Origin of the sequence: Mycolicibacterium agri (assembly GCF_002553505.1) — a bacterium.
Classification (GTDB): domain Bacteria; phylum Actinomycetota; class Actinomycetes; order Mycobacteriales; family Mycobacteriaceae; genus Mycobacterium; species Mycobacterium agri.
The window spans coordinates 12,154-35,572 of the sequence record NZ_PDCP01000043.1; the positions used below are offsets into that span (position 1 = coordinate 12,154).

Here is a 23,419-nt window from a genome sequence, read left to right on the forward strand (position 1 = left end):
GCGAGCTTATTCACTGCGAGCTGTACTCGGCGAACGCCTCGCTGATCAAGGTGTAGTCGTCGGGCGTCTTCGCCAGCGCGCCCAGGCCTGCCAGCCCGGATTCGGTGTCGGCATCCACCAGGTCGGCGACGCCGAGCGCGACGAGCGCGGCCACCCAGTCGATCGTCTCGGCGACACCGGGCGGCTTGTCGAGATCGAGATTCCTTGTGGTGGCGATGAATTGCGTCGCGTGTTCGATCAGCGGGGTCGTTGCGCCCGACACCGTGCGCCGCACGATCGCGACCGCGCGCGACGGCTCGGGGTAGTCGATCCAGTGATACAGGCAGCGCCGCCGCAGCGCGTCATGCAGGTCGCGGCTGCGGTTGGAGGTGAGCACCACGATCGGCGGCTGCTCGGCGACGAACGTGCCCAACTCGGGCACCGTCACCGCAGCCTCACCGAGGAACTCCAGCAGCAGCGCTTCGAATTCGTCGTCGGCACGGTCGATCTCGTCGATCAGCAGCACCGGCGGGGCCGCACCCCGATAGCGCACGCACTGCAGGATCGGGCGGTCGACGAGGTAGTCCTCGGTGTAGAGGTCCGCTTCGGCCAGCGTGGTTCCCGTCGTCTCGGCGAGCCGGATCGCCAGCAGCTGCCGCTGGTAGTTCCAGTCGTAGAGCGCCTCGGCCGGCGTGAGCCCCTCATAGCACTGCAGCCGCACCAGAGGCGTGTCCAGTACGGCGGCGAGCGTTTTGGCCGCCGTCGTCTTGCCGACGCCGGGCTCACCCTCCAGCAGCAGCGGCCGACCGAGCGTGACGGCAAGATAGATCGCCGACGCCGTGCCGATGTCGAGCAGATAGTTCTTTTCGTCGAAGCGCCGGATGACGTCGTCGACGTCGGCGAAGGGATGCGTCATCGCCCCACGCTCATGCGGGTGCTTTCAGCCCGTCGACCCGGATCGCCTTGACCACTTCGGCCGCGATCGACACGGCGATTTCGGCGGGCGTCTTCGCGCCGATCGGCAGGCCGACCGGGGTGTGCACCCTGGCGCGTTCGGATTCGGTCAGATCCAGCCCCGCCAGGATCGCCTCACCGCGGGCCCGGCTGGCCACCAGCCCGATGTAGCCCACGTTCGCCTCCAGCGCGGCCCGAACGATCTCGGCCTCCGGGCCGCCGAGGCTGGCGATCACCACCGCGGTGGTGCCGGTCAGGTCGTTGACGTCGCCGACGGCCGCGTCGTAGTCCATGGCGCCGCACAGGTTCACCACCGCGTCGGCGATCGGCGTCGTGCCGAACACCCGGATCATCGGCGGCGGCACCTGCGGCACCAGGAAGATCTCCAGCGCCCCGCCCGACAGGCAGGGGTTGACGACGACGCAGGCCCCCGGCGCATCGGGGAAGTGCAGGTCGCCGTCGGGCAGCACGCGCAACAGCATGCTCTCGCCTGACTGCAGCGCACCCATCGCGGCCTTGCGCACCGAGTTCTGCGCGCAGTGCCCGCCGACGAAGCCCTCAATTGTGCCGTCCGACAGCAGGATTGCCTCGTCTCCAGGGTGCGCGGAGGTCGGCGGCGCCGCGCGTACCACCGTGGCGTGCACGAACGGGGTGCGGGCGCGCCGCAGTTGGGCAACCCGTTCCTCGATCCTCGTCGCTGTGCGCATGCTTCCTCCGCTAGATCGGTGGGGTGGCCCTGCCCTGCATCGCCTCCCACACGCGGGACGGGGTCAGCGGCATGTCGACGTGGCGCACCCCGAACGGCGCAAGCGCGTCGACGACGGCGTTGACCACGGCCGGCGGCGACCCGACGGTGGCGGACTCGCCGACGCCCTTGGCCCCGATCGGGTGGTGCGGCGACGGGGTGACGGTGAACCCGGTCTCCAGCGGCGGCACCTCCATCGCCGTGGGGATCAGGTAGTCCATCAGCGAGCCGCCGAGGCAGTTGCCCTCCTCGTCGAAGGCGATCATCTCCATCAGCGCCATGCCGATGCCGTCGACGATGCCGCCGTGGACCTGGCCCTCGACGATCATCGGGTTGATGCGGGTGCCGCAGTCGTCGACGGCCAGGAAGCGGCGCACCTTGACCACCGCGGTGCCGGGATCGATGTCGACGACGCAGAAGTAGGCGCCGTAGGGATAGGTGAGATTCTCTGGGTTGTAGCAGATCTGGGCGTCGAGGCCGCCCTCCAGGCCCTCCGGCAGGTCTGCCGAACCGTGGGCGCGCATCGCGATGTCCTGGATGGTCACCGATGCCGCCGGGTCACCCTTGACGCGGAAAGAACCCTTGTCCCACTCCAGGTCGGCGATCGAGGCTTCCAGCATGCCGGAGGCGATGATCTTGGCCTTGTCGCGCACCTTGCGCGCCACCAGGGCGGCCGCGGCACCCGACACCGGTGTGGACCGGCTGCCGTAGGTGCCCAACCCGAACGGGGTCTGGTCGGTGTCGCCGTGCACCACCTCGATGTCGTCGGGCGGGATGCCCAGCTCTTCGGCGACGATCTGGGCGAACGTCGTCTCGTGGCCCTGCCCCTGGGTCTGAACCGACAGCCGCACAACGGCTTTGCCGGTCGGATGGACGCGCAGCTCGCAGCCGTCGGCCATGCCAAGGCCGAGGATGTCCATGTCCTTGCGCGGGCCCGCGCCGACGGCCTCGGTGAAGAACGACATGCCGATGCCCATCAGCTCGCCGCGCTCGCGCTTCTCTTTCTGCTCGGCGCGCAGCTGGTCATAGCCGATCATCTCCATGGCCTTGCGCATTGTGGTCTCGTAGTCGCCGGAGTCATACACCCAGCCGGTCTTCGACTTGTACGGGAACTGCTCCGGGCGCAACAGGTTCTGCAGCCGCAGCTGCGCCGGATCCATCTTCAGCTCGTAGGCCAGGCAATCGACGAGACGCTCAACGAAATACACCGCCTCGGTGATGCGGAACGAGCAGGCGTAGGCCACACCGCCAGGCGCCTTGTTGGTGTACACCGCCGTCATGTGGCAGTAGGCGGCCTCGATGTCGTAGCTGCCGGTGAATACTCCGAAGAAGCCGGCGGGATACTTCGTCGGCGCGGCGGTGCCGTTGAACGCGCCGTGGTCGGCGAGCACGTTGGACCGGATCGCCAGGATCTTGCCGTCCTTGGTGGCCGCGATCTCGCCCACCATGATGTAGTCGCGGGCAAACCCTGTGCTGGTGAGGTTTTCGCTGCGGTCCTCCATCCACTTGACCGGCTTGCCCAGCAGCAGCGACCCGACGATCGCGCACACGTAGCCCGGGTAGATCGGCACCTTGTTGCCGAAGCCGCCGCCGATGTCGGGTGAGATGATGCGGATCTTGTGCTCGGGCAGGCCTGCCACCAACGCATACAGCGTGCGGTGCGCATGCGGCGCCTGCGTCGTCGACCACAGGGTCAGCTTGCCGCTCACCGGGTCGAGATCGGCCACGGCGCCGCAGGTTTCCATCGGCGCGGGATGCACCCGCGGGTACACGATCTCCTGCTTGACGACGACGTCGGCCTTGGCGAACGCGGCCTCGGTCGCCGCAGCGTCGCCGGTCTCCCAGTCGAAGCAGTGGTTGTCGGTCTTGCCCTCGAGGTCGGTGCGGATGACTTCGGCGTCGGGATCGAGCGCCTTGCGCGCGTCGACGACGGGTGCGAGTGGCTCGTAGTCGACGTCGATCAACTCCAGCGCGTCACGCGCGGAGTAGCGGTCCTCGGCGACCACGAAGGCCACTTCCTGACCCTGGAAGCGCACCTTGTCGGTGGCCAGCACCGCCTGCACGTCGTTGGACAGCGTCGGCATCCACGCCAGGCCCTTCTCGGCCAGGTCGGCGCCGGTCACGACGGCCTTGACCTTCGGATGTGCCTGCGCGGCAGAGACATCGATGCTGTTGATGCGGGCGTGCGCGTACGGCGAGCGCAGGATCGCGAGGTGCAGCATGCCGGGGAGGTTGACGTCGTCGACGTAGTTTCCTCGGCCGCGGATGAAGCGCGGGTCCTCCTTGCGCAGCATCCGGCCGTGGCCGCAGGGCTTCTGGTCGTTGTCGGTGAGGTCGTCGCCGGACGGTGGGCGGGACTCGAGCGTGGTCATGCGGTGGCCCCCTCTTTCTCGGCTTGGTCCTTGCGGGCTTTGGCCGCCCACTGCACCGAGCGCACGATCGTCGTGTAGCCGGTGCAGCGGCAGATCTGGCCCGAAATGGCCTCGCGGATCTCGTCTTCGGTCGGATCGGGGTTGCTTTCGAGCAGACAGCGGGCGGTGATCATCATCCCCGGGGTGCAGAAGCCGCACTGCAGGCCGTGGCACTGCATGAACCCCTCCTGCACGGGGTCGAGCCGCCCGTCGACCTCGAGCCCCTCGACGGTGCGCACCGAATGGCCGGAGGCCATCGCGGCGAGCATGGTGCACGACTTCACCGGTTCGCCGTCGACCTCGACGACGCATGTGCCGCAGTTGCTGGTGTCACAGCCCCAGTGAGTTCCGGTGAGCTGCAATTGATCTCGAAGGAAATGCACGAGCAGCATCCGAGGTTCGACTTCCGCGGTCACCTGTTCGCCGTTGACTGTCATCGTCACCTGCATGGTCGCTCGCTTCCTAATTGCCTTGCGGTTCTGGGGCTTCGCGCACCCGCTGGATCGCGGTGCGCAATGTTCGGATCGTCAGCTCGCTTGCGAGGTGGCGCTTGTAGTCGGCGCTGCCGCGCATGTCCGTCACGGGCTCGCAGGCCGCCGCGGCGCGCCTGCCCGCTTCGGCGAGCACCTCGTCGGTGGGCGTCTGGCCGACCAGCGCTTCGGACACCGCGGCCAGCCTGTCGGCGTCGGCGTTGACGGCGGTGAGGCCGACGCGGGCGGCCGCGATCGAGCCGTTGTCGAGCGTCACCGCCGCGCCGGCGGCGGCCACCGCCCAGTCCCCGACCCGGCGTTCGACCTTCGCGTAGGCACTCGACGTGCGGTGCCGCAGCGGGATCCGGACCTCGACGAGCATCTCGTTGAATGCCAGCGACGTCTCGTACGGGCCGGTCAGGAATTCGTCGATGGGGACCTCGCGCTGACCGGACGGTCCGCGCACCACGCAGACGGCGCCCAGCACGGTGTTGACCGTGGTCAGGTCCTCGGCGGGTCGGCCTGGCACAGGGAACCGCCGAGCGTGCCGCGGTTGCGCACCACCGGGTCGGCGATCACCCGTTCGGCGTCCCGGAAGATCGGGCACACCTCGGCCAGCTGGTCGTGCTCGAGCACCTGGCGGTGCCGGGCCATGGCGCCGATCCTGGCCAGCGTCGGCTCCACGATGATGTAGCCGAGCTCGTCGGCCAGGTCGTTGATGTCGACGAGGTATTCGGGGTTGGCGATGCGCAGTTTCATCATCGGCAGCAGGCTGTGCCCGCCGGCCACGATCAACGCGCCGTCGCCCAACCGGTCGAGCAAGCCGACCGCGTGATCGACGCTCGTCGCACGTTCGTATTCAAAAGGACCAGGTACCTGCATGTGATTGACCTCACAGAGATGGGCTGTGCGGCCAGTCTGAGCCGGTCCGGCGCGATCGTGAATATTGAGTTAAGTGATCGCTTAACTCGCTGCTTTCGTGGTGGATGCGGCCCGTCATCTCGGTCAGCGGACGGCCGCCGCCGCCCCACCGGCCGGCGATGATCTCGGCCGCGATCGACACCGCCGTCTCCTCGGGCGTGCGCGCCCCGAGGTCGAGGCCGATGGGACTGTGCAACCGTTCGAGTTCGGCGTCGGTCAGCCCGGCCTCGCGCAGCCGCGCCAACCGGTCCTCGTGCGTGCGCCGCGAGCCCATGGCGCCGATGTAGCCGACCTCGGGCAGCCGCAGCGCGACCTCGAGCAACGGTACGTCGAACTTCGGGTCGTGGGTGAGCACGCAGATGACGGTGCGGCCGTCGATCTCGCCGGCCTCCTGCTGGGCGGCCAGGTAGCGGTTGGGCCATTCGACGACGACCTCGTCGGCGGTCGGGAAACGCGCGCGAGTCGCGAAGATCGGCCGCGCGTCGCACACGGTGACCCGGTAGCCCAGCAGCGAGCCCTGTTGGGCCAGCGCCGCCGCGAAGTCGATGGCGCCGAACACCAGCATCCTTGGCCGCGGCGCGTAGCCGGCGACGAACACCTCCATGCCGGAGCCGCGGCGCTGCCCGTCGGGGCCGTAGGTGAGCACCTCGCTGCGCCCGGCGGCCAGCAGCCCGGCGGCGTCGTCGGCGACCGCGGCGTGGGCGCGCGGCGAGCCGAGCGACCCGCGCGCCGTGTCCGGCCCGACGATCAGCCTGCGACCCACCCACTCGGGGTCGATGTGGGAGATCACGGTGGCCACCGCGACCGGCCGGTGCTCGGCGATGTCGTCGGCGACGGTCTTCAGTTCGGGAAACGTCGTCCGCGACACCGGCTCGACGAAGACATCGAGGATGCCGCCGCAGGTGAGCCCGACGGCGAACGCGTCGTCGTCGCTGATGCCGTAGCGCTCCAGCCGGGGCGTCCCGTCGGCCATGACCTCATTGGCAAGGTCGTAGACCGCGCCCTCGACGCAGCCGCCCGACACCGAGCCGCTGACCGTGCCGTCGGGCGCCACCACCATCGACGCCCCCGGCGGTCGCGGCGCGGACCGGAAGGTCCGCACGACGGTGCCGACGCCCGCCGTTTCACCCGCTTCCCAGACAGCCAGCAGCTCGCTCAGCACCTCACGCACGTCTCCCATAGTAGGCTCAATTCGTGACACCGGCTCAGCTTCGGGCCTTTTCGGCCGTGGTGCGGCTGGGATCTGTGCGGGCCGCCGCCGAGGAGCTCGGCATGTCAGACGCGGGCGTCTCGATGCATGTCGCCCAGCTGCGCAAGGAACTCGACGACCCGCTGTTCTCCAAGACGGCCGCGGGCCTCGCGTTCACGCCAGGCGGTTTGCGGCTGGCGAGCCGGGCGGTGGAGATCCTCGGCCTGCAGCAGCAGACGGCCATCGAGGTCACCGAGGCCGCGCGGGGCAAGCGATTGTTGCGCATCGCGGCCTCGAGCGCATTCGCCGAACACGCCGCGCCGGGTCTGATCGAGCTCTTCTCCTCGCGGGCCAAGGACCTGTCGGTGGAACTGTCGGTGCATCCCACCGGCCGCTTCCGCGAGCTGATCACGTCGCGCGCGGTGGATATCGCGCTGGGCCCCGGCGCCGACGACGACAGCGCCGACGGTTCGATCGTCGTGCGGCCGTTCTTGAAGTACCAGACCCTCACCGTCGCCGCGCCGGACAGCCCGCTGGCCGGCCATCAGCCGAGCAAGGGCTTGCTGGCCGAACAGCAGTGGATGCTTGGCCCGTCGGCGGGCAACCCCGACGGTGAAATCGCGGCGATACTACGGCGATTGGCGATCCCGGAGTCGGCGCAACGGATCTTCCAGAGCGACGCCGCGGCCCTCTAGGAGGTGCTGCGCGTCGGCGGGGTCACGCTGGCGATCGGCTTCACGGTCGGCAAGCATCTGGCTGCGGGCCGGGTGATCCAGGTCAAGGGTCACGATCTCACGGCGCCCGGCGAATGGTGTGCGATGACGCTGCCGCCCGCCGCGCGTCAGCCCGCGGCCTCCGAACTGCTGCGCTTCATCACCACGCCGCGCTGCACACAGGCGATGCTGCGCGGCACCGGTGTCGGGGTGACGAGGTTCCGCCCCAAAGTTCATGTGACGCTATGGAGTTGACGGCCGGGTCTCGTCGAGCGCGCGGATCAGGCTCGCGGCGTCCCACGGCCCCTTGTGCCGTTTGCCGTTGACGAAGAACGTCGGCGTCGAGTTCAGGTCCATCACCTCCGCGTCCTCGACGTCGTCCTGCACCCGGTGGGTGACCTTCGAGCCGTGCACGCGCACGTCGTGGTCGAAGCGGTCGATGTCACAGCCCACGGCGACGGCGTAGCGATACATGTCCGACCACTCGAGGTCGTCGGGATGCTCGAACAGCGTGCGGGCCATCTCCCAATACTTGCCCTGCAGCGCGGCGGCCTCGCTGGCCCGGGCGGCGTCGAACGCACGCGGATGCACCCGCTCCAGCGGCAGATGCCGCCACACGTACCGCATTTGGGGGCCGAAGTGTTCGCGCACCTGGTCGATGGATCCGGTGGCGCGGCTGCAGAACGGGCATTCGAAGTCGCCGTACTCGACGAGGGTGAGTGTGGCGTCGGGGTTGCCAAGGATGTGGTCGCGCTCGGGGTCGACCGGCCGCACCAGCTTGAGCCCGACGGGTTCGGGCGGGCTGACCCAATCGGTGATGCGGAAGATGGCGTAGCCGAGCAGAAATGCCAGCAGCGACGCGAGCAGCACGCCGACCCGCGCCTCGTCCTGAAGCAGCGGGTCCTCGATCGCGATCTCGATGATGAAAAGCGAGATGGTGAACCCGATTCCGGACAGCGCCGCGCCGCCGGCGATGCGCCGCAGCGTCAGGCCCGGCGCCAGTTGGCCCAACCCGATCCGCTGCACCAGCCACGTCGCACCGGTGATGCCGATGAATTTGCCGAGCACAAGGCCTCCGACGATGCCCCACGTCAGCGGCGAGCGCATGGCCGCCGACATGGTCTCGCCGGTCAGCCGAACGCCGGCGTTGACCAATGCGAACAGCGGCAGCACCAGAAACGACACGTACGGCCCGAACTGGGCCTGCAGGCGTTCGTTGATCGAGATCGACTCGCGCAGGCCACGACTGGCGGCGCGGGCGTACTGAGAGTTGGGCGACTGGCGAAACGCCCGGATCAACTCGACCGTCTGCTCGACCTGTCGGCGTTCGGGGGTGAACACGGGTATCAGCAGCGCGATCGCCACGCCGGCCAGCGTCGGGTGCACGCCGCTCATATACGTCGCCACCCACAGCGCGAAGCCCGTGGCCGCATACGCCGGGCCGCGGCCGGCGGGCAGGTAGCGCACCAGCGCGATCACCGCGATCAGCACCGCGGCGACCAGCAGGGGCATGACCCGGATGTTGTCGGAGTAGAACAACGCTATCACCGCGAGCGCACCGACGTCGTCGACCACGGCAAGGGTGAGCAGGAAAATCCGAAGCCGGGCAGGGAATTTGGGGTTGATGACGGCCAGCGCGCCGATCAGGAACGCGGTGTCGGTGGAGATGACCACGCCCCATGCATTCGTCGCCTCACCCGAGGAGTTGATGATCAGGAAGATCAGCGCGGGCACGGCCAGACCCGCGGCGGCCGCGAACACGGGCACCGCCGCCCTGGCACGGTCGGTCAACTCGCCGATGGTGAACTCCGCCATCACCTCGAGGCCGACGACGAAGAAGAAGAACGTCATCAAGCCGTCGTTGATCAGGTGCTTGACCGTCAGCTCGAACGTGGCGTCGCCGAGGCTGAACCCGACGTGGGTGTCCAGCAGGTTCCAGTAGCTCTCGGTCCACGGGGAATTGGCCCACAGGATGGCCACCGCGGTGGCCAGCAGCAGGAACCCAGCGGCGCAGTTCTCGGTGGTGCGGGAGGTCTTGGCGTCGCGGCTGAACCGCGAAGGCAGCATCCGCGCGATGCGCGGGAAGCCGCCGGTCCCCGCCTCTCCCGCGTCGGTGGTCACGTCCGTGCGTGCTCGGTGAAGACGGGAAGCAGGTCGGGCTGGTCCACGGCGCTGCGGGATACCACATCTTCGGGCTTGGCGCCCAGAAGGATTCGCTTGATCGGGATCTCCAACCGCTTGCCTGTCATGGTGCGCGGGATGCCCGGCACGTCGATGATGTCGTCGGGCACGTGACGCGGTGAGGCGCCGTTGCGGATGGCCGTGACGATCTTGTCGCGCAGCGCGTCGTCCAGTTTCGCGTCGTCGGCCAGGTGCACGAACAGCGGCATCCAGTAGCCGCCGTCCTCCTGCTCCACCCCCACCACGAGGCAGTCCTTGATTTCGGGCAGTGTCTCGACCGAATTGTAGATTTCGGCGCTGCCCATGCGTACTCCCATGCGGTTCAACGTGGCATCGGAACGGCCATGCACGACAACGGAATTGCGTTCGGTAATGGTGATCCAGTCGCCGTGACACCAGACGCCGGGGTACTTGTCGAAGTAGGCCTTGCGGTAGCGGCTACCGTCGGGGTCGTTCCAGAAGAACACCGGCATCGACGGCATCGGCTGGGTCAGCACCAGCTCGCCCGCCTCGCCCACCACCGGGGTGTTCTCGTCGGTCCAGGCCTGCACGTCGGCGCCGAGGCAGATCACGTTCAGTTCGCCCGCGACGATCGGCACCAGCGGGCAGCCGCCGATGAACGCGGTCACCACGTCGGTGCCGCCGCTCATCGACATCACCGGCAGCTGGCGGCCGACGCCCTCCTGGATCCAGCGGAATCCGGCTGCGGGAAGCGGCGAACCCGTCGATCCGACGCACCGCAGCGCGTCGAGCGGATAGTTCGCACCGGGCTTGGATTGTTCCTTCGCGCAGCCGAGGAAATAGCCTGCGCCCGCGCCGAAGAGGTTGACTTTGTTGTCGGCGACGATCTTCCACAGGCTGTCGGTCTTCGGGTAGGTGGGGCTGCCGTCGTAGCAGACCACGGTCGCGCCGACGAGCAGACCGGACACCAGCAGGTTCCACATCATCCAGCTGGTGGTGGAGAACCACATGAAACGCTCGCCGGGGTTCAGGTCGGCGTGCAGGCTCAGATACTTCAGGTGTTCCAGCACGACGCCGCCGTGGCCGTGCACGATGCCCTTCGGCGTGCCGGTGGTGCCGGAGGAGAACAGCACCCACAGCGGATGGTCGAACGGCACCGGGGTGATCTCCAGCGGCGCGTCCAGCTCGAGCACCGTCGACCACGGAACCACATCGTCGGGCGGCTGCGTGCCCAGCCGCGGCACCAGCACCGTCGCCTTGAGTGTCGGCAGTTTGGCACGGATTTCGGCGAGCTCCTTGCTGCGGTCGTGGCGCTTGCCCGCATACACGGTGCCGTCGCTGGCGACCAGCACGGTCGGTTCCAGCTGTCCGAGCCGCGCCACCACGCCGTCGACGGCCAGGTCCGGATTGCACACGGCCCAGGTCGCCCCGACTGCGGCGGCGCCGAGGAAAGCCGCGACGGCCTCGCCGACGTTGGGCAGGTATCCGACGACGCGGTCGCCGGGCTTGACGCCGAGCCTGCGCAGATAGTTGGCGAACGCCGCGGTCTCGGACCGCAGCCGGCTCCACGACCACTCCGTCGCGCCGTCCTCACCCGCGACGACCAGTGCGGGATGCCGGTCGGTCTCGTGTCGGAACGCCTCGACCGCGTAGTTCAGCGTCGCGCCTGGAAACCATTGCGCGCCAGGCATTTCCCTGCTGGCGAGCACCGTGTCGGCGGGCGTGGAGGCGCGGATGTCGAAGTAGCGCCACACCGCGTCCCAGAACCAGGCGATGTCGTCGATCGACTTCTGCCATAGCTGCTGGTAGTCGGCGAAGTCACCGCGGCCGGTTTCGGACAGCCATGCCATGAAGCGGGTCAGGTTGGCGTGTTTGACCGTGTTTTCGTCCGGTGTCCAACCGCCGGGTTCGGTCATGCCGTCGTGTCCTCCTCTGTGTCGTGCACGGTGATCGCGTGCGCCGCTTCCATCAGCATCCAGCCCGACAACTGCACCGACAGGTCGCGTTCGGGGATCTCGGACGCGTTGACGGCGCCCCCGACGAACTGGGCCTCCTTGCCGCCGGGCTTGGGCAGTTCGGCGTTACGGTCCCAGAACGGCCCGAACAGGGGCAGCCCGTCGACGGTCTGCCGGTAGTCCCATGCCGACTGCGCGGACTTGATCACGATATTGCGGGCCGTCTCTTTCGCCGTTGTGTCTTCCGGTGATTTTTCCGGCAGCGTGGTGACGACGAGCGCGAGGTAGCGCGCCAGGATCCCATTGAACAGCCCGCCGTCGCCGCCTCCTGCCCCCTTGATCACCCCGCCGGGTGCCATCTCCTTGTCCACGGCGGCGACGAGTCGGTGCACCCGCTGCGCGTGCTCGTCGTCGCTGGTGCGCGCGGCGAGTTCGGTTTCGAGCCCGATCACGACGCCCTGGCAGTAGGTGTACTGCGCCCGCACCAGCGAACCGCCCTTGATGCCGTCGAACACCAGGTGCGTCTGCGGGTCGATCAACGTCTCGTCGATCCAGTCGGCCATCTGCTGGGCGCGGCGCAGCCGGTCGTCGTAGCGGGCCAGGAAGATGCCTGCCGGGCCGTTGGCGGGGGCGTTGAAGAACTGGTCCTGTTTGCGCCACGGGATGCCACCGCCGTCTTCGGGCACCCACGCGTTGACGAACTGCTCGCAGAGCTTCTTCAGCGCGCCGGGCTTCTCGACGCCGGCGAGTCGGCCCGCCCGTTGGAGCGCCAGCGCCAGCCACGCCATGTCGTCGTAGTAGTCGTTGACCCAGGACATGTTGTTGCGCAAGCGATGTGAGCGAATCTGGCGCTTGATCGTGACGATTCGCTCGGGCTGCGGATCGCGCACCTGCGCGTCGACGAGGTTGTCCAGCAGATGCGCCTGCCACCAGTAATGCCAGGTGCCGAACCAGCGGTCCCGCCGCGACGGCGGCCATGCGACGACGCCGAGTTGCGTCCCTGGGAGTTGCCACAACCGTCTCAGATGGCGTTTCGTGATGGCCGCCTCAGCGCTTGCCGCCCTGTTCGCCCAGATCGGAGCCATGGCCTCGATCCTGCCCTACCACGCCCGCGACATGTCAGCGTGTTGGGTGATCCAGGTGTGCATCGCGATGCCCGCGGCGACACCAGCGTTGATGCTGCGGGTGGAGCCGAACTGCGCGATCGAGACGGTCATCGCGGCGCCTTTTCTGGTGTCCTCGGTGATGCCGGGGCCTTCCTGGCCGAACACCATCAGGCATTCCTTGGGCAGCGTGGTCTGCTCGAGACGCTGCGCGCCGGGCACGTTATCGACGGCGACCACGGTCAGGCCCGCGTCGGCGGCGAACGCCAGCAGGTCGGCGGTCGTGTCGTGGTGGCGTAGCCGCTGGTAGCGGTCGGTCACCATGGCGCCGCGCCGGTTCCAGCGCCGCCGCCCGACGATGTGCACGGTGTGCACGGCGAACGCGTTGGCGGTGCGGACCACCGCGCCGATGTTGGCGTCGTTGATGAAGTTCTCGATGGCGACGTGCAGGGCGTGGCGGCGGGTGTCGATGTCGGCGATGATCGCGTCGCGGGTCCAGTAGCGGTAGGCGTCGACGACGTTGCGGGTGTCGCCGTCGCGCAGCAGCACGGGGTCGTAGCGCGGATCGTCGGGCCAGGGCCCCTGCCACGGGCCGACGCCAGGTCCCTCGCCCCATTCGGTGGGGCCGACGTCGTCAGCCATCCTTGGTCCACAGTCCGGCGTGCGTGCCGATCACAGACACCGACGCGTACAGCAGCGCGGCGGTCATGTCGCCCTGTGTGCACAGCGACGCCCGCACGTGCACGGCGTCCAGCGACGCGTCGGGCAACACCAGCAGCGACGCACCGTAGATGTCGCAGGCGTGCGACAGGCCCGGAGGGGGCAGCGACGGCTGCACCAGAACCATCAGCGGGCCGCCGCGTTTGGCCGAGTCGTCGCGGTATCGCTGTGCCGGGCCGTCGATTTCGAGGCCGAGCAGCATGTAGCCCTTGCCCTTGAAGGCGTCCGGGTCGCCGAGCACGGCCGGGGAGAGTTGGGCGCCGTCGGCGCTGAACGCGTCGACGCTCGTCGTCTTGATCGTCAGCCCGGTGTCGTAGTCGTTCGTCGGCGGCACCCCGATCGGGAAGGCGGCGCCGTAGGTCACCGTTGTGCCGGGCATCCGATCGGTCGGCGAGTACGCGTACACGCCGCGCACCTGGGACTGGTCGCGCATCGGGCCGATGCACACCGTGCCCGCGAGCCGGTTCGGCCCCTGCGCCGCCGCGGGCTGGATCGCCAGGTTCGTCACGTCGCGGCAACCGCCAATAGCGTTGGCCTCCAACGGATGTGCCAACGCGCCGTATAGGCCGAAGCGGATGTCCTCGGGTTTGGCATGCGGGGCGTCGGGCTCCGTGGGCGCCGCGTCGACGTCGAACAGCACGTAGTCGCCGTCGAACCGCAGATTGGTCACGCCGATGTTCCAGCCGAGCACGGCAAGCGACTCCCCGATCGCGGCGGTCTGCACGCTGTAGGGGTGCGCACCGTTGTCGTCGCCCGAGCATGCCGACGTCGCCAACATCGCGACCGTCGACAGCAGGGCGACTAGCGTCCGCAGCACAGCTCAGGTGCGGCCACGGCCCTTGCCCACCGTTTTGTTGATGCGGCGCACCAGGTTTCGCGGCACCAGCCGACCGGCGATGGTGAGCGCCTTGTACTGCGGGCCGGACACGATGACGACCTTGTTCTTGGCGACGCCTGCCAGGCAGTCGCGCACGACGTCGTCGACCTCCAGCCACAGAAACGACGGCGTGCCGTCCATCGAGATGCCTGCGCGTTCGTGAAACTCGGTGCGAATGAAGCCGGGGCACAACGCGTGTATGCCGACGCCGGTGCGTGCGAGCCCGTTGGCGAGGCCTTCGGTGAACGACACCACCCACGCTTTGGATGCCGAGTAGGTGGACCCGCGGCCCGGCAGCAGCCCCGCGACGCTGGCGACATTGATGATCGTGCCCGCGTCGGCGTCGAGCATCGCGGGCAGCGCCGCGTGCGTCAGCTGCATGACCGCGGTGACGTTGACGTCCAGCTGCGCCTGCAGCACGGTGTAGTCCGAGGTCCAGAACTCACCGGAGGTGGCGAAGCCCGCGTTGTTGACCAGCACGCGGACCCCGGCGCGGACGCGGTCGGCGACCTTCGCGCGGTCGGCGGCATCGGTCAGGTCGGCGGGCAGCACCTCGACGGCGGCGCCCGCCTCGTCGCGCAGTTCGGCGGCGAGCCGTTCCAGCCGGTCGACGTCGCGGGCCACCAGCACGAGGTCGTAGCCGTCGACGGCGTAGCGCCGCGCGAAACCGGTGCCCAGACCCGACGTCGGTCCGGTGATCAAAGCGACGGGGCGCGGCATGCGGACAGGTTACTCAGCGCTGATAGTGCGGCGATTGGCGGCCGTTGCGCGGCGGGGGCGGCGGGCGCCGGATCCCCGGGTCAGAGAGGTTCGGGTCCGGCCGCGGCGGTGCGGGCCGTGCCTCGGGCGGCGCGGGCCGGTCAGCGGGCGCGGGTTTCAGAGGGCGGCCGGGCGCGGGCCGGCGGGGCGGCTGGTTGGCCGTGGCCGTCGTGCTCTGCGGTATCGGCGGCAGCACCCGCAGCAGGTCGTTGAACTGGCGCACCGTGCGCAAACCCTCATCCCACTGCGCGCGGCTGCTGGTGACGGGCATGCTGACCAGCGTCCAGTTCTGCTCGTTCCACATGATCTCGGCGCAGTCGGGCGCGGTGTGGGCGAACGTGACCATGCGCCGGTCGCAGGCGCGCCGGGCGGCGTCGAGGTTGGTCGAGTAGACCATCCGCGGGCCGATCGCGCCGAGCAGCCAGATGTCGTTCTCACGTGGCTCTTTGATGCCCTTGAGCCGCAGGTCGACGACGACGTTCGTGCCGACCTTGCGGTGCAGGGCGATGACGGTCGCGACGTCTTCGATGTCGAAGATGAACACCGCCTCGCCGCGGATCTGCCCCAGCACGACGTTCTTGGCGGGAACGTCGCCGACGGTGGACATGACGCCGCGCTTCCAGCGCTTGATCAAGTCCGGCGACTCGGGCTCGTAGTCGAACCCGTGCGACTTGGCCCATGACTTGCGGCGACGCCCCAGCCCGCGCCGACGGTCGATGTCGACGTACAGCAGCACGGCCGCACCCACGAAACAGAGTGCGGACAGCGTGAACCAGAGGGGAACCATTACGACTAGCGTACTGGCAGCGGCTTGATATTCCCGAACTCAAGCGGGTCACAAGCGCATCTCGGCCGCGAAACTGTAGTCCGGCAGGTGTTCTCTCGAACTTTCGCTGCCGGAATACAGTTCCGCGGGCCGACTAGCGCGCTAGACCAGGACGACGGTCTTCGCGGGTCTTCGCGCGAGCGCTCATCCCAGGACCAGCGAGTCGCCGTCCGGGGCCACGTTGACCGGCACCACGTCGCCGTCATGGACCTCACCGGCCAGCAACAGCTTGGCCAACTGGTCGCCGATGGCCTGCTGGATGAGCCGCCGCAGCGGCCGGGCGCCGTATTGCGGGTCGAATCCGCGCTGGGCCAGCCACTTCTTGGCGGGCAGCGAGACCTCCAGCGTCAGCCGGCGTTGCGCCAACCGCTTGCCCAGCTGCTCCAGCTGGATGTCGACGATCTGCACCAGCTCCTCGGGGTTGAGCCCGTCGAAGACGATGATGTCGTCGAGGCGGTTGAGGAACTCTGGCTTGAACGCCGAGCGCACCGCCGCCATCACCTGCTCCTCGGAGCCGCCTGCGCCCAGGTTGCTCGTCAGGATCAGGATCGTGTTGCGGAAGTCGACGGTGCGACCCTGACCGTCGGTCAACCGGCCGTCGTCGAGCACCTGCAGCAGGATGTCGAAGACGTCAGGGTGGGCCTTTTCGATCTCGTCGAACAGGATCACCGAGTACGGCCGGCGACGCACGGCCTCGGTCAGCTGACCGCCCTGGTCGTAGCCGACGTAGCCGGGAGGCGCACCGACGAGGCGGGCCACCGAGTGCTTCTCGCTGTACTCGCTCATGTCGATGCGGATCATCGCCCGCTCGTCGTCGAACAGGAACTCCGCCAACGCCTTCGCCAGCTCGGTCTTACCGACGCCGGTCGGGCCGAGGAACATGAACGACCCGGTCGGGCGGTTCGGGTCGGCGACGCCGGCCCGGCTGCGGCGCACGGCATCCGAAACGGCCTGCACGGCTCGCTTCTGGCCGACGACGCGCTTGGCCAGCTCGTCTTCCATCCGCAGCAGCTTGGCGGTCTCGCCCTCGAGCATCCGGCCGGCCGGAATGCCGGTCCACGCCGACACCACATCGGCGATGTCGTCGGGCCCGACCTCCTCCTTGAGCATGACGTTCTCACGCGCCTCGGCGTGCGGCAGCGCAGCCTCGAGCTTCTTTTCCACCTCGGGGATGCGGCCGTAGCGCAGCTCGGCGGCCCGCTCCAGGTTGCCGTCGCGCTCGGCCCGGTCGGCCTCGCCGCGCAGCGTCTCGAGCTGTTCCTTCAGCTCGCGCACGGTGTCGATGGCGTTCTTCTCGTTCTGCCACCGGGTGGTCAGCTCGGCCAGCTTCTCCTTTTGGTCGGCCAACTCGGCGCGCAGCTTTTCCAGCCGCTCCTTGGACGCCTCGTCCTCTTCCTTGGCGAGCGCCATCTCCTCGATCTCCAGACGCCGCACCAGCCGCTCGACCTCGTCGATCTCGACGGGCCGCGAGTCGATCTCCATCCGCAGCCGCGACGCGGCCTCGTCGACCAGGTCGATGGCCTTGTCCGGCAGGAAGCGGCTGGTGATGTAGCGGTCGGACAGCGTGGCCGCGGCAACCAGCGCGGAGTCGGTGATGCGCACACCGTGATGCACCTCGTAGCGGTCCTTGAGCCCGCGCAGGATGCCGACGGTGTCCTCCACCGACGGCTCACCGACGAACACCTGCTGGAAGCGACGCTCCAGCGCGGCGTCCTTCTCGATGTACTTGCGGTACTCGTCGAGCGTGGTCGCGCCGACCAGCCGCAGCTCGCCGCGGGCCAGCATCGGCTTGATCATGTTGCCCGCGTCCATCGACGAATCGCCGGTCGCGCCTGCGCCGACGATGGTGTGCAGCTCATCGATGAAGGTGATGATCTGGCCCGCCGAATTCTTGATGTCGTCGAGCACGGCCTTGAGCCGTTCCTCGAATTCACCGCGGTACTTCGAGCCGGCCACCATCGAGCCCAGGTCCAGCGCTATGACCTTCTTGTCGCGCAGGCTCTCCGGGACGTCGCCGGCGACGATGCGCTGGGCCAGGCCCTCGACGATCGCGGTCTTGCCGACGCCGGGCTCGCCGATGAGCACCGGGTTGTTCTTGGTGCGGCGGGAGAGCACCTGCACGACGCGGCGAATCTCGTTGTCCCGGCCGATGACCGGGTCGAGCTTGCCTTCCCGGGCGCGTGCGGTCAGGTCGGTGGAGTACTTCTCCAGCGCCTGATAGGTGCCCTCAGGGTCGGGGCTGGTGACACGGGCGCTGCCGCGCACCTTGACGAACGCCTCGCGCAGGGCCTGCGGCGATGCGCCGTGACCGGTGAGCAGCTTGGCGACGTCCGTGTCGCCGGTCGCCAGGCCGACCATCACGTGCTCGGTGGAGACGTACTCGTCGTCGAGCTCGGTGGCCAGCTGCTGGGCCGTGGTGATGGCCTGAACCGACTCACGGGACAGCTGCGGTTGCGACGCGGCGCCGGTGGCGCTGGGCAACCGGTCGAGAAGTCGCTGGGTCTCGGCACGAATGGTCGCGGGATCGACACCGACGGCCTCCAACAGCGGTGCGGCGATGCCATCGTTCTGCGTGAGCAATGCCATCAATAAATGGGCCGGCGTGATCTGCGGGTTGCCAGCGGTGGTAGCCGCCTGCAACGCCGCGGTCAGCGCGGCCTGGGTCTTGGTCGTCGGATTGAACGAATCCACGACTACCTCCGATCTGTCCCCTCGGGACGTGAAGAAAATGCTTGTCGTAAGGCTCAACGCCGTCAAGGTTGAGTCTGTTCCGCTCAACTTTAAATTCTTTGCCGAAACCGGAGAATGGCCGGGATGCCCAAGCTGCACATCGCATTCGTCGCGTCCTCCGCGCCAAGCCACATGTTCCCACATTTCGCCGTCCTGACCGAGCTCGTGCGGCGCGGCCACCGGGTCAGCTACCTGGTGGGTCACCACCTCACCGAGGTGGTGGCGACGACGGGCGCCGACGTCGTCGGCTACGAGACGCTGCTGCCCGGGTCCCCGAACGCGCAGAACTGGCCCGACCACGACATGGCCGGTGCGCGGATGTTCCTCGACGACTCGATTCAGGTGCTGCCGCAGGTGCATGCGGCGCTCGACGGCGACCGGCCAGACCTCGTCCTCTACGACATCGGGGGCATGGCCGGGCCCATCGCGGCCGAGCGCTGGGGCGTGCCCGCCGTGCAGGTGTCGCCGAGCATCGTGGCGTGGGAGACCTATCACGACGACATGGCCGAGGTGCTGGGGCCGATGCTGGCCAGCGCCGGCTACCGCGAGTACCGACAGGCTTTCGACGACTGGCTCGCGCAGACGGGCACGTCGCTGACCTTCGAGCAGGTGACCGGCGAGCCGCGGCGGTGTCTGGTGATGATTCCGCGGGCCATGCAGCCGCATGCCGACAAGGTGGGCGAGCGCTACCGCTTCGTCGGGCCGTGCATCGACCCGCGCCGCGAGGACCCCGGCGGCTGGGCGCCCCCCGCAGGCGACGGGCCGCTGGCGCTGGTCGCCCTCGGCACGTCCTACACCGATCGAATCGATGTGTACCGCAACGTGATTGACGCACTGGCGCAGACGGACTGGCGGTTGGTGATTGCGACGGGCAAGGTGGCGCCCGAACGGGTCGGCGCGGTGCCGGAGCGGGTCCAGCTGCGCGCCAGGGTGCCACAGCCCGCGGTGCTGGCGCGGGCCGACGCGTTCGTCACGCACGCCGGGATGGGGTCGTGCACCGAGGCGCTGTGGTACGCCGTGCCGATGGTCGCCATTCCGCAGGCCGTCGACCAACCGCTCAACGCCGCCCGGCTCGAAGAGCTCGGCGTGGGCAGGCACCTGACCGCCGATCCACCGGGCCCGGACGAGTTGCGTGACGCCATCCTTTCGGTGGCCACCGATCCCGGGGTGCGCAGCCGCGTCGACGCGATCCGTGACGAACTGCACGCCGTCGGTGGTCCCGTGCCCGCCGCGGACGCTGTCGAAGACGTCGCCGCAGGCCGCTGGTAAACAATTTGCTGCGCAAATTGATCATTAACCGTCAATAACGCGTGGCGGCCATCAGGAACGGCTACAGTCAGCGAAGTCGGTGTCGACGCCCGGCGCTTCGTCTTTTGCGCGCGAAAGGGCCCACCGACATGGACATCAACACCATCAACGATGTCGTTCGCCGACCTGCCGAACCGCCCGGCAGCCACTGGCGCGAGGGCGACGCATGGCTGGCCGGCGGCACCTGGCTGTTCTCCGAACAGCAACCCAACCTACGTCGCCTCATCGACCTGGCGCCGCTCGGCTGGCACAGTCTGTCCACGAGCCCCGCCGGACTCGAGATCGGAGCGACGTGCACCGTCGCCGACCTGTACCGGTTCGCCGCGCCCGACGACTGGCAGGCCGCCGCGCTGCTGCGCACGAGTTGCGAAGCGTTCCTGGCGTCGTTCAAGGTGTGGAACGCCGCGACCGTCGGCGGCAACATCTGCATGTCACTGCCCGCAGGCCCGATGATCACGCTGACCGTTGCGTTAGAGGCGACCTACACGCTGCAGGCGACCGACGGGTCCGAACGCACCGTCGACGCCGCCGACTTCGTGACCGGCAACCATCAGAACGTCCTCGCCGAGGGCGAGTTGCTGCGCAAGATCCACATACCCGCGGCTGCGCTGCGGAAGCGGTTCGCGCACCGGAGGTTCAGTCTGACCCGCCTGGGCCGCTCGACCATCTTCATGATCGCGACGCAGGGTGTCGCGGATCTGCTGCTGACCATCACGGCCGCCACCACGCGCCCCATCCGGTTGAGGTTCGACGCCGCCCCCGACCCAGAGGCGTTGCGCCACAGCATCGATTCGTTGCCCGCCGACGTGTGGTTCGACGACCCGAACGGCACGCCCGATCATCGTCGGCATCTGGTCAAGCATTTCGCCGAGGAGATCAGGGGTGAGTTGGCATGACCTACACCGTTAACGGCCAGCCGTTCGAGGACGAGCCGAGACCCGGGCAGTGCCTGCGCACGTTCGTACGGTCGCTCGGCTGGCACGGTGTCAAAAAGGGTTGCGACGCAGGCGATTGCGGTGCCTGCACGGTGTGGCTGGACGGCGCCCCGGTGCACAGCTGCATCACGCCCGCGTTCCGCGCCGAGGGCCGCGAGGTCACCACGATCGAAGGGTTGGGCGCGCCGGACGACCTGCACCCGTTGCAACGACAGTTCCTCGAGGCGCCCGGCTTCCAATGCGGCTTCTGCACCGCGGGCATGATCATGACGGCCGCGACGTTCACCGACGAGCAGAAGGACGACCTGCCCCGCGCGCTCAAGGGAAATCTCTGTCGCTGCACGGGATACCGCGCGATCGCGGACGCGATCAACGGCGTTGGCGAGATCGAGCAGGCCGCGCCGGGCGCGGCGGTCGGGACGAGTGTGGCGGCCCCCGCGGGAGCCGACATCGTCACCGGCGGGGCCGAATACACCATGGACACCGACATGGCAGGCATGCTGCACCTGAAGGTGCTGCACTCGCCGCACGCCCATGCCCGCATCGTCTCGATCGACAAGTCCGCCGCGCTGGCGGTGCCGGGCGTGCACCGCGTCTACACGTGGGAAGACGTACCACGCAAGCGGTTCAACACCGCCATCCACACAGACCACCTCGTCGATCCCGACGACACCTTGATCCTCGACAATGTCGTGCGCTTCGTCGGCCAGCGCGTGGTGGCCGTGCTGGCTGACTCCGTCGCGGCCGCCGAGGAGGGTTGCCGCCGGGTCGCGGTCGACTACGAGATTCTGCCCGCGGTGTTCGACCCCGAGGAGGCCATGGCCGACGGCGCACCTGTGCTGCACAGCTCCCACGACCCCTTCATCCAGGATGCCGAGCACAATATCCTGATCGAGTTGCACAGCGAAATCGGCGATGTCGCTGCGGGTTTCGCCGAGGCCGATGTCCTCCACGAAGCCATCTACCACACGCCGCGGGTGCAGCATGCCCACCTCGAAACACACGGGTCGATCGCCTGGATGCAGGACGGCCGGTTGCACGTGCGAACAAGCTCGCAGTCGCCGTCGATCTGCAAGCTCAAGCTGGCGCACCTGTTCGACCTGCGCCCCGATCAGCTGCGGGTGTTCTGCAAGCGGGTCGGCGGCGGATTCGGCGGCAAGCAGGAGGTCATCTCCGAGGATCTGGCCGCGTTGGCGGCGATCGACACCGGCAGGCCGGTGTGCTTCGAGTACACCAGGGAAGAGGAGTTCACCACCGCCTCGCCAAGGCATCCGATGACGATCACCGTCAAGCTCGGTGCCAAGGCAGACGGCACCCTGACCGCGATCGCGTTCCGCAACGTCTCCAACACCGGCGCCTACGGCAACCACGGCGGCGAGACGCTCTTCGCGGGCGGCGCCGCCCTCATGCAATACCGCTGCCCGAACAAGAAATTCGACGGCTACTCCGTTTACACCAACACCGTGCCCAGCGGCGCGCTGCGCGGATACGGGATGACGCAGCCGACGTTCGCGGTCGAGTCGGCCATCACCGAACTGGCGATCGCGCTCGACCTCGACCCGATGGAACTGCGCCGCCGCAACGTCATCCGGCCCGGCGACGCCCTGCTGGCCATCGGTGAGCATCCCGACGATGTGATGTTCACCGAGGACGGGCTCACCGCATGCATCGACAGGGTCGACGCCGCCCTGCAGCGCAGCGCCAACGGCCACGCGCCCGACGAGCGCTGGCTGGTCGGCGTCGGCACCGCCAGTTCGATCCACGAAACCGCACCGCCCACCGAGCACGTCTCCGACGCGTGGGCCACCCTACGCGCGGACGGCATCTACGAAATAGCGGTCGGCACCGTCGAATTCGGCGAGGGCACCTCGACCGCTCACGTGCAGATCGCGGCGAGCGTGCTCGGCACGACGCCGGCACGGGTCGAGCTGGTGCAATCCGACACCGACAGAACCGGCTTCGACACCGGCGCCTTCGCCAGTGCGGGCCTGTTCGTGTCCGGGCGCGCCGTGCACAAGGCCGCGACCGGGCTGCGTGACACGATCCTGCGCTTCGCGGCCGCCCATGTCGGCGTCGACGTCGACGCGTGCGCGCTGGGCGATGGCGCGGTGCGCTGCGGCGACGTGACCGTGCCGTTGACCGAACTGCTGGCGGCCGCGAGTCAACGCGGCGTCCGGTTCACGGTGTCCCGCAAGGCCTACGGGTCGCCGCGCAGCGTGACGTCCAACGCGCACGGCTTCCGCATCGCCGTTCACCGGATCACCTGCGAGATCCGCATCCTCTACAGCGTGCACGCGACGGACGCGGGCGTGGTGATCAACCCGGCGCAGGTTCGCGGGCAGGTCGAAGGCGGAGTGGCCCAGGCGATCGGCTTCGCGCTGACGGAGAACTACCGCGTCGACGACCGCGGCGTAATGGTCAACCCGAACCTGCGCAACTACCGCATCCCCACGTTCGCCGACATCCCCCGCACCGAGGTGCTCATCGTCGAATCGTCGGACTCCTTCGGGCCGATGGGCGCCAAGGGCATCGCGGAGTCGAACGTCAATCCGGTGGCGCCCGCGCTGGCCAACGCGCTGCACAACGCCACCGGCGTCCGCTTCCGCGAGTTGCCGCTGACACCGGAGCGGATCTATCGCCGACTCGCCGAATCCGTTCTGCTTCCGACGATCTGAGGGCCGG

The 23,419-nt window shown here is 68.6% G+C and carries 16 protein-coding genes and 2 pseudogenes; 4 read left to right on the top strand and 14 right to left on the bottom strand.

The window, feature by feature from the left end:
• Window positions 1-10 precede the first annotated feature (10 nt).
• The 6 genes and pseudogenes from CQY20_RS21355 to CQY20_RS21380 form a co-directional block, all read right to left on the bottom strand.
• Window positions 11-895 carry an AAA family ATPase gene (locus CQY20_RS21355; RefSeq protein ID WP_097942086.1) on the bottom strand — a complete coding sequence of 295 codons (885 nt, stop codon included), beginning with the start codon at window positions 893-895 and terminating at the stop codon, window positions 11-13.
• A gap of 10 nt (window positions 896-905) precedes the next feature.
• Window positions 906-1,640 carry an XdhC family protein gene (locus CQY20_RS21360; protein WP_097942087.1) on the bottom strand — a complete coding sequence of 245 codons (735 nt, stop codon included), beginning with the start codon at window positions 1,638-1,640 and terminating at the stop codon, window positions 906-908.
• A gap of 10 nt (window positions 1,641-1,650) precedes the next feature.
• Window positions 1,651-4,050 carry an aerobic carbon-monoxide dehydrogenase large subunit gene (locus CQY20_RS21365; protein ID WP_097942088.1) on the bottom strand — a complete coding sequence of 800 codons (2,400 nt, stop codon included), beginning with the start codon at window positions 4,048-4,050 and terminating at the stop codon, window positions 1,651-1,653.
• On the bottom strand, window positions 4,047-4,538 hold the full coding sequence (locus CQY20_RS21370) for a (2Fe-2S)-binding protein (protein ID WP_097942089.1): 492 nt from the start codon (window positions 4,536-4,538) through the stop codon (window positions 4,047-4,049). Before CQY20_RS21370 ends, CQY20_RS21365 begins: the two co-directional genes overlap by 4 nt.
• A gap of 13 nt (window positions 4,539-4,551) precedes the next feature.
• Window positions 4,552-5,441 (bottom strand): annotated as a pseudogene (locus tag CQY20_RS21375) (FAD binding domain-containing protein).
• 10 nt (window positions 5,442-5,451) lie between these two features.
• On the bottom strand, window positions 5,452-6,651 hold the full coding sequence (locus tag CQY20_RS21380; RefSeq protein WP_165789287.1) for an XdhC family protein: 1,200 nt from the start codon (window positions 6,649-6,651) through the stop codon (window positions 5,452-5,454).
• Window positions 6,652-6,674: 23 nt separating this feature from the next.
• Here CQY20_RS21380 and CQY20_RS21385 point away from each other — a divergent pair.
• A pseudogene (locus tag CQY20_RS21385) lies at window positions 6,675-7,637 on the top strand (LysR family transcriptional regulator).
• Here CQY20_RS21385 and nhaA read toward each other — a convergent pair.
• The 8 genes from nhaA to clpB form a co-directional block, all read right to left on the bottom strand.
• Entirely contained in the window at window positions 7,626-9,449 is a 1,824-nt protein-coding gene (gene nhaA, locus CQY20_RS21390; protein ID WP_097942113.1) for a Na+/H+ antiporter NhaA, read from the bottom strand. The pseudogene CQY20_RS21385 and the gene nhaA overlap by 12 nt on opposite strands.
• Window positions 9,450-9,499: 50 nt before the next feature.
• A complete protein-coding gene (locus CQY20_RS21395) occupies window positions 9,500-11,440 on the bottom strand; it encodes an acetoacetate--CoA ligase (protein ID WP_097942091.1) in 1,941 nt (646 codons plus the stop codon).
• The gene (locus tag CQY20_RS21400) at window positions 11,437-12,564 is read right to left on the bottom strand and encodes a glycoside hydrolase family 76 protein (RefSeq protein ID WP_097942092.1); all 1,128 of its coding nucleotides are present in this window, start codon (window positions 12,562-12,564) and stop codon (window positions 11,437-11,439) included. Before CQY20_RS21400 ends, CQY20_RS21395 begins: the two co-directional genes overlap by 4 nt.
• A gap of 15 nt (window positions 12,565-12,579) precedes the next feature.
• Entirely contained in the window at window positions 12,580-13,224 is a 645-nt protein-coding gene (locus CQY20_RS21405) for a TrmH family RNA methyltransferase (RefSeq protein WP_097942093.1), read from the bottom strand.
• Window positions 13,217-14,116 (bottom strand): hypothetical protein, encoded by a 900-nt coding sequence (locus tag CQY20_RS21410; protein ID WP_097942114.1) that lies wholly within the window; start codon window positions 14,114-14,116, stop codon window positions 13,217-13,219. The genes CQY20_RS21405 and CQY20_RS21410 overlap by 8 nt, the downstream gene beginning before the upstream one ends.
• 6 nt (window positions 14,117-14,122) lie before the next feature.
• Window positions 14,123-14,899, bottom strand: a complete 777-nt coding sequence (locus tag CQY20_RS21415; RefSeq protein WP_097942094.1) for an SDR family NAD(P)-dependent oxidoreductase — start codon at window positions 14,897-14,899, stop codon at window positions 14,123-14,125.
• A gap of 13 nt (window positions 14,900-14,912) precedes the next feature.
• Window positions 14,913-15,725, bottom strand: coding sequence for a trehalose monomycolate transport factor TtfA (gene ttfA / locus CQY20_RS21420; RefSeq protein ID WP_097942095.1), 813 nt, complete (start codon window positions 15,723-15,725; stop codon window positions 14,913-14,915).
• Window positions 15,726-15,908: 183 nt separating this feature from the next.
• Complete coding sequence (gene clpB, locus CQY20_RS21425; RefSeq protein ID WP_097942096.1) at window positions 15,909-18,455, bottom strand: ATP-dependent chaperone ClpB; 2,547 nt, start codon at window positions 18,453-18,455, stop codon at window positions 15,909-15,911.
• Between the two features lie 123 nt (window positions 18,456-18,578).
• On the opposite strand from clpB, the gene CQY20_RS21430 reads away from it, so the two are divergent.
• The 3 genes from CQY20_RS21430 to CQY20_RS21440 all read left to right on the top strand — a co-directional run bounded on the left by CQY20_RS21430 (window position 18,579) and on the right by CQY20_RS21440 (window position 23,412).
• Window positions 18,579-19,763 carry a macrolide family glycosyltransferase gene (locus CQY20_RS21430; protein WP_163700954.1) on the top strand — a complete coding sequence of 395 codons (1,185 nt, stop codon included), beginning with the start codon at window positions 18,579-18,581 and terminating at the stop codon, window positions 19,761-19,763.
• Between the two features lie 128 nt (window positions 19,764-19,891).
• Complete coding sequence (locus tag CQY20_RS21435; RefSeq protein ID WP_097942097.1) at window positions 19,892-20,698, top strand: FAD binding domain-containing protein; 807 nt, start codon at window positions 19,892-19,894, stop codon at window positions 20,696-20,698.
• On the top strand, window positions 20,695-23,412 hold the full coding sequence (locus CQY20_RS21440) for a molybdopterin-dependent oxidoreductase (RefSeq protein WP_097942098.1): 2,718 nt from the start codon (window positions 20,695-20,697) through the stop codon (window positions 23,410-23,412). The genes CQY20_RS21435 and CQY20_RS21440 overlap by 4 nt, the downstream gene beginning before the upstream one ends.
• Window positions 23,413-23,419 lie beyond the last annotated feature (7 nt).

Coding starts and splice junctions, on each gene's coding strand:
- CQY20_RS21395 (WP_097942091.1), bottom strand. CDS start 11,440: ATGACCGAACCCGGCGGTTGGACACCGGACGAAAACACGGTCAAACAC.
- CQY20_RS21405 (WP_097942093.1), bottom strand. CDS start 13,224: ATGGCTGACGACGTCGGCCCCACCGAATGGGGCGAGGGACCTGGCGTC.
- CQY20_RS21370 (WP_097942089.1), bottom strand. CDS start 4,538: ATGCAGGTGACGATGACAGTCAACGGCGAACAGGTGACCGCGGAAGTC.
- CQY20_RS21430 (WP_163700954.1), top strand. CDS start 18,579: ATGCCCAAGCTGCACATCGCATTCGTCGCGTCCTCCGCGCCAAGCCAC.
- nhaA (WP_097942113.1), bottom strand. CDS start 9,449: ATGCTGCCTTCGCGGTTCAGCCGCGACGCCAAGACCTCCCGCACCACC.
- CQY20_RS21415 (WP_097942094.1), bottom strand. CDS start 14,899: ATGCCGCGCCCCGTCGCTTTGATCACCGGACCGACGTCGGGTCTGGGC.
- CQY20_RS21400 (WP_097942092.1), bottom strand. CDS start 12,564: ATGGCTCCGATCTGGGCGAACAGGGCGGCAAGCGCTGAGGCGGCCATC.
- CQY20_RS21435 (WP_097942097.1), top strand. CDS start 19,892: ATGGACATCAACACCATCAACGATGTCGTTCGCCGACCTGCCGAACCG.
- CQY20_RS21355 (WP_097942086.1), bottom strand. CDS start 895: ATGACGCATCCCTTCGCCGACGTCGACGACGTCATCCGGCGCTTCGAC.
- CQY20_RS21440 (WP_097942098.1), top strand. CDS start 20,695: ATGACCTACACCGTTAACGGCCAGCCGTTCGAGGACGAGCCGAGACCC.
- CQY20_RS21365 (WP_097942088.1), bottom strand. CDS start 4,050: ATGACCACGCTCGAGTCCCGCCCACCGTCCGGCGACGACCTCACCGAC.
- CQY20_RS21360 (WP_097942087.1), bottom strand. CDS start 1,640: ATGCGCACAGCGACGAGGATCGAGGAACGGGTTGCCCAACTGCGGCGC.
- ttfA (WP_097942095.1), bottom strand. CDS start 15,725: ATGGTTCCCCTCTGGTTCACGCTGTCCGCACTCTGTTTCGTGGGTGCG.